This window comes from Gemmatimonadota bacterium, assembly GCA_026706345.1.
GTDB lineage: Bacteria > JAAXHH01 > JAAXHH01 > JAAXHH01 > JAAXHH01 > JAAXHH01.
This window is the reverse complement of the sequence record JAPOYX010000049.1, coordinates 1-5,713: the sequence shown is the minus strand read 5'-3', so window position 1 is coordinate 5,713 and position 5,713 is coordinate 1. Positions and strand designations below refer to the sequence as shown.

7 protein-coding genes and 2 pseudogenes are annotated in these 5,713 nt (G+C 64.4%); 7 read left to right on the top strand and 2 right to left on the bottom strand.

What is annotated here, in order from left to right; all coding sequences use genetic code 11:
* Positions 1–191: 191 nt before the first annotated feature.
* From OXG98_04565 to OXG98_04535, 7 genes and pseudogenes are all read left to right on the top strand, one after another.
* On the top strand, positions 192–1,373 hold the full coding sequence (locus tag OXG98_04565; GenBank protein MCY3771276.1) for a tyrosine-type recombinase/integrase: 1,182 nt from the start codon (positions 192–194) through the stop codon (positions 1,371–1,373).
* A 77-nt stretch (positions 1,374–1,450) separates the two neighbouring features.
* Positions 1,451–1,611 (top strand): annotated as a pseudogene (locus OXG98_04560) (integrase).
* A gap of 191 nt (positions 1,612–1,802) precedes the next feature.
* Positions 1,803–2,009, top strand: coding sequence for an AlpA family phage regulatory protein (locus OXG98_04555; protein ID MCY3771275.1), 207 nt, complete (start codon positions 1,803–1,805; stop codon positions 2,007–2,009).
* A gap of 328 nt (positions 2,010–2,337) precedes the next feature.
* Positions 2,338–2,481 (top strand): hypothetical protein, encoded by a 144-nt coding sequence (locus tag OXG98_04550; GenBank protein ID MCY3771274.1) that lies wholly within the window; start codon positions 2,338–2,340, stop codon positions 2,479–2,481.
* Positions 2,482–3,108: a DUF433 domain-containing protein gene (locus tag OXG98_04545; GenBank protein ID MCY3771273.1), complete on the top strand. Its 627-nt coding sequence runs from the start codon at positions 2,482–2,484 to the stop codon at positions 3,106–3,108. It begins immediately after the preceding gene.
* Positions 3,105–3,494 carry a DUF5615 family PIN-like protein gene (locus OXG98_04540; GenBank protein ID MCY3771272.1) on the top strand — a complete coding sequence of 130 codons (390 nt, stop codon included), beginning with the start codon at positions 3,105–3,107 and terminating at the stop codon, positions 3,492–3,494. The genes OXG98_04545 and OXG98_04540 overlap by 4 nt, the downstream gene beginning before the upstream one ends.
* 165 nt (positions 3,495–3,659) lie before the next feature.
* Positions 3,660–3,929, top strand: a pseudogene (locus OXG98_04535) (tyrosine-type recombinase/integrase).
* Positions 3,930–4,077: 148 nt separating this feature from the next.
* On the opposite strand, the gene OXG98_04530 reads toward OXG98_04535, so the two are convergent.
* Positions 4,078–4,725 (bottom strand): DUF3320 domain-containing protein, encoded by a 648-nt coding sequence (locus OXG98_04530; GenBank protein ID MCY3771271.1) that lies wholly within the window; start codon positions 4,723–4,725, stop codon positions 4,078–4,080.
* 351 nt (positions 4,726–5,076) lie between these two features.
* A partial coding sequence (locus tag OXG98_04525) for an ATPase (GenBank protein MCY3771270.1) occupies positions 5,077–5,713 on the bottom strand: 637 nt, incomplete at its 5' end.

Sequence of the window (5,713 nt, the reverse complement as noted above, 5' to 3'; positions counted from 1 at the left end):
CACGCGACTGAAAATCGCGGTGTCGGTGGTTCAATTCCTCCCCTGGGCACCACCACCTGTTCCTCGATGTTCCCCGGTAATCCGATAAAGCAAGTATTTTATTAGAGTTTCTTCGATCTGGCCGCTTGCACGTTCCTTTCCATCTTCGTATATTCCCACACAATGCGTGGGAATAAACGTGGGAAGAACGCATGGCCAAGCTAACAGTCGCGCGAGTTAAGTCCCTCACCAGGCCCGGCAGGTACGGTGACGGAGCGACCCTCTACCTGTTCATCACGCCTGGCGGGACCAAAAGTTGGGTCCAGAGGGTCACGATTGCGGGCCGCCGGGCTGACATCGGCCTGGGTGCCTACCCGACGATCAGCCTGGCCAGGGCGAGGCAGCTGGCGGCAGCCAATCGGACACTCATTGCCGAAGGTGGCGATCCGCTTGAGGCCAAGCGGAAGGCGGCCGTGCCTACCTTCCGGGAAGCGGCCGAAAGGACGTTCGAGGCGAGCAAGACGCGCTGGCGGAATGCCAAGGCGACCGCCAACTGGATGCAGCAGCTCGAGAAGTACGCATTTCCAATTCTCGGCGGGATGCGTGTCGACCGTGTCGACCGGGAACATCTCCTTCGCGTCCTGACGCCAATCTGGACCACGAAGCCCGAGACAGGGCGCAAGGTCCGCCAACGGATGCGCGCGACCTTGGCGTGGGCGCAAGCCCACGGCTTCGTGGAACACAATCTTGCTGCGGACGCGATCAGCGGGGCTCTGCCAGTCCAAAAGGCCGTGCAGGCCCATTTCCGTTCTTTGCCCTACCAAGAGATCACTGAAGCACTGAAGACCGTTGCAAGTTCGGGGTCGGGAAGGGCAGCCAAGCTGTGCTTGCGGTGGGTGGTCCTGACTGCGACGCGAAGCGGTGAGGCCCGAGGTGCCAGGTGGACCGAAATTGACCTTGAGGCACGGGAATGGCGGATCCCGGCTCAACGCATGAAGTCGGAAGTGGACCACGTGGTGCCGCTTTCCGACGCCGCGACGCTGGTCTTGGATGAGGCCAGCAAGCTGCGTGAAACTCGCTCGGACTTGGTGTTCCCGTCCCCCTCCAAACCAGGCCAAACCCTTAGCGATGCGACCCTGACGAAGGTGCTCCGAACCGTCGGATTGGCGGACCGGGCTACGGTTCACGGTTTTCGGGCATCGTTCCGAACTTGGGCGGCTGAATGCACCTCGACGCCGCACGCAATCATGGAAGCGGCACTCGCCCATCGAGTTCCGGACTCCACCGAACGGGCCTACTCCCGGAGCGATTACCGCGACCAACGTCGGGCCTTGATGCAACGATGGGGCTTGTACGTCTCGGCGAGCGCCGGGAAAGTGGTCGCGCTCCGTTGAAGTGGCGGGGATGGTTTCCTGAGCCAGTCCGCGTCGTTTCGAGGGCGGGACGCTGGCTGGAGAGCGGGGCCATGCCGCACGGGTTTCGCTCGTCATTCCGAGACTGGGCGGCGGAGTGCTCGGATGCGCCGCGTGACGTCTCAAGCTTGCCCTGGCGCATGTCACTTCGGATCGCGTGGAGGCCGCCTACCGGCGGATGCACCTCTTCGAACGGCGGCGGGTGCTCATGCAGGAATGGGGTAGGTACGTCTCGGCGGACCGCTTCGGCGGGTTGCCGACAAAATGGGGCATGCGTCGCCAGGCAGTGCGATTGAACCGCCAACATTGCGCCAAAATAATACTGCGCGAAGGCCTCATAACCTACTGTTTGACAACCCACTTACACACATTAGGATCTCGGGGATGGAAGGGAACCGGAGGGGTTGTGAGATGTCGACCATTGACCGCATGCTGCGTCGAGAAGAGGTACAGGAGCGAACCGGACTGAGCCGTTCGGCGATCTACCGGCTGATGCGGGAAGGCGACTTCCCGCTGCCGCAACGGGTCGGGCAGCGCGCCGTTCGCTGGCGGGAGAGCCATCTCGAGGCGTGGCTGGCGTCGCGCCCGCTCGCCTCGGGCCGGAAGGCGGCCGCCTGACCGGAGCCCATGGAGGCCCGGGCCATGCGCGAGCGGCAATGCCGGACCACCCGGGTTCGCCGTCCTCTCGGCCGGCATTCTCCGGTCGGATCCGTTTGAGCCGGTACTGCCCCTCGTATTCCCGGCAGGTCTGCGGCCACGACCGCGCGGTGTCGGGCCAACGCTGACGCGATGGTCGCCTCGATTGGCAGGATCGCCTCGCCACCGCAGGGCGTCAGCTACGACATGCTCGCCGGTTACTACGTGAAGGACGACCCGGTGCGGCAGGGACGGAGAGATCCGGCACCGCCCCGTCCGCGACGACACCCTTTTCGCGCTGAAGTTGGTCTTGTCGCCAGCGATAGTGGGCGGCGATGACCGCATCGTCGAGGCGCACGACCGGGCGGTGGGCATCGATCTGATGCCCAGGGCAATTGCGCTGGCATCGCGGTCGCCGCCACCTTATATTCCTTCCGGATTGGAGGAAGGATAAATGACGACCGCCACGGCAGTTCCGAAGGTGTTGTCCGCCAACGAGGCGGCCTGCGTGACCGGCGTCCCCCTGAGGCAGGTGCACCGCATCATCGACACCGGCGTTCTGGGCAGCGCCGCGTCGCGCCGCGAGGGCGCCCGCCTCCTGCACAACGACGGCCTGGTGAGCCTGAAGCTGGTTCACGAAACGGCCAGGATCTTCACCCTGGACGGGCGCCGCAAGCTGGTGCGCGACCTGCTCGGCCGTCCCGACGCGGAGTCGGCCTGCGTGCAGGACGTCTCGGTCGACCTGCGGGAGATGAAGGTGGAGGTGGAGAGGGGACTGTCCCGACTGGCGCGGGCGCGGGAGGCGATCGCGGTCGACGACGCGGTGCTCTCGGGCACGCCCTGCGTGAAGGGGACCCGCATTCCCGCACACAACATCGCCGAGATGCTCGACAACGGCGACAGGATCGAGGCGATACAGGCGGCTTGGCCGGGGCTCACCTTCTCGCAGATCGACGCGGCGGCCTGCTATGCGCGCGCCTATCCCCGGCGGGGCCGTCCGCGCGCCGCGCCGGCCTGGCGCTCCCGGGTTCCTGTTGCCTCCGGCGAGGCGGCCCTCGATGCGCCATCCGGGCCGCGTTGAAATTCCTGATCGACGAGTGCCTCAGTCCCAGCCTGGCGACCGTCGCGCGAGAGCGGGGCTACCCGCTGTCCACGCATGTGACCTGGCTCGGGCTGAGGGCGCGCCAGGACTGGGCGCTGGTCCGGCGCGCGGTCGCCGAAGGCTACGTCCTGGTGACGAACGACCGGACCGACTTCACGACGCTGGTGCAGCGCGAGCCTCGCCATCCCGGGCTGGTCTGCATCACCGTGGCGCACGGGCTGATGAGCCTCGACGTCCAAACGAGACTGTTCGAGCACGCCCTGAGCTGGCTGGAGCGGGAGGAGATCGCGGGGCGGGTGCTGGAAGTCGCGCTCCGGGCCGACCGCACCGTCCGCCTCGACCTCTATCCACCGGCCGTCGCGTGACCGGGTGCGGAATCCCGCGCACCTGACTGCGAGATCTGCTGCGCCTGACGGGAGTTCCCGCAGTATCTGACGGCGGTTTTCCCGCCTTCCCGAACATCCGCTCCACCGCCTCGATTCGCGGACCGCGAGTCGCCTGATTCGCGGCATGCGGAGTGGGTCGGACGACGGCGCCCCTGGCGTCGCATCCGCAAGCGCGCGGGGCTTGAGGACGTCCGATTTCACGATTTGAGGCACAGCTTCGCTTCTCAAGCATTGGCTCTCGGCGAAAGCCTCACCATGATCGGGAAATTGCTTGGCCATACACAGGCGCAAACTACTGCTCGCTACGCTCGCCTCGCACAGGATTCCATTCAAACCGCCGCTGCCAGGATCGCGGAAAGCATCGGCGCCCAGCTACGCGAAGACATGAGCCCCTCCCCGCAGTCAAGTCACTGATCCCGGCGTTTGGAAATACCGCCCCAAAGTGTGCAGTTTTCAGTTGCCATTGACACTGGCGGCTGATCGGTTGCCAGTTGACCGCAGGCACATGATGCCGAGGCCGGCACTCTCCGGGATCGTCAGCGGGTCAGTCTCTCCGGCCAGCCTAAGGACCATGGTCATCCCCTTCCGGGTACCCGGCAACGCCCAGCGCCCGCCAGCGCGCGCATTCCTCGAGATAGGCGCGGTCGTCTTGGCTTAGGCGCGCAATGCCCAACAGACGCGACAATCCGAGAACAAAGTCCTCTGCCTCCGACAGCTCGCGGAAATGCCGATCGATGACCGAAGCAATTTCCGTGCGGGACACGCTTCGTATGGCCCGATCGCGCAGTCCCCGGTACGGCACGCGGTCGGCGTGGCTTCCTGGTGCCCACGCGAAGACAATTCCGAACTCGGAGTGGTGCTCCACCGACGCGAGGTTGACGTGCACACGTTCCTGGACTCGCCTTCCGGTTCGTCGCCACCCGTGCCTGTGGGCGACCCGCTGCGCGAGCGCCCGCAGGGTTATCGGCCCCTCCTGCTCGACGATCTCCCCGATGATCTCTCGCAGCACCTCGGTGTAGTCGTCGTCGAAGAACCGATCGGGATCGGCCCTGGAGCCGGGGTCAACAGGTGCGGACGACGGGTGGCCCGGCGCCGCGGTGCGAAACGAGCCCGAGGGGAGAAGCGGCAGCTCCTCCGGCAGTTCCGGGCCCAGCCGGAAGCCGTTGTCCGTGTCCAACCGCGTCGGCGGAGACGGCTCCGGAGAATGCACGTTGTCCGTGCTCGGTTGCTCCCCCTCGAGTGTCGCGCGTGCGCTACAGGGGGGACCACGCTGCGAGCAGCCCAGCCACAGAACCTGAACTAGTACATCAGTGAACTATTGATGCGCTATCCGAGAACCTTCTCACAATGAGTGGCCTAGCTTCCGGGGGGGCAGGTCACCAGCGATCAATCAGAGCGGGGCGCAATCTTCTGACACCGGCCGCTCATCCGACATTTCGATCAAGACCGCTTGCGTGCACAATTCGGAAGGCGCTCCGGCACCACACCAAAACCATGTACAAGCACCAATTGTGGGAATCCTTCGCTATTCCCGGCTTTCCCATGGAGCGGTCAAATTCCGTCATCCAACACCACTCTCATCGAATACCAGTCTGTATGTCGCGGGAAATAAAACGACTTGCCCTTCTGCCTGCATGGCTTTCAAGCGGGATCCGGTCACTTCGGTCGGAGCGCCGCTGATATCCGCCAATATGAGCGCATAGATTTCCGGCCTTGTTTCCATCAACCGCCAAACGTCAGCTTCGATTTGCAACGGTTCGCGCTCCAGACAGTGTTCTCTGGGCAGGTAATGGCGAACGAGTCCACCATCAGCCCCATAGTGCTCCCAAGGGAAGCGCGCACCATTGGCCCGGACAATCCAACCTCCATCCTTGTGCGAGAACCGCCTGTCGTTTTCTTTCCGGAATCCCTGCGTCCTGGCGTACCGCTCCATTATTGCGACCCGGACACGCCTCACAGCTGCCGCATCCGCTTGCTGCCTGCGCTCCGCTTCGGTGCCCTCATTCAATCGATCAGTCGCTTCGTCCGCGTCGATTTCTTGCGGTTCATTGCTGCCTAACCCGGTATCGGTCTCGTTTTCGTGATCGACAGAACCGACACCTACAAATTCCGACTTGCCATCCCCGCCAGCCGGTCGAACTTCCGGGTCATCGCCCCGCTGCGTTGCCTCTCCCAGCTCGACCTCATTCTCGCCGCCG

Coding starts and splice junctions, on each gene's coding strand:
- OXG98_04565 (MCY3771276.1), top strand. CDS start 192: ATGGCCAAGCTAACAGTCGCGCGAGTTAAGTCCCTCACCAGGCCCGGC.
- OXG98_04545 (MCY3771273.1), top strand. CDS start 2,482: ATGACGACCGCCACGGCAGTTCCGAAGGTGTTGTCCGCCAACGAGGCG.
- OXG98_04555 (MCY3771275.1), top strand. CDS start 1,803: ATGTCGACCATTGACCGCATGCTGCGTCGAGAAGAGGTACAGGAGCGA.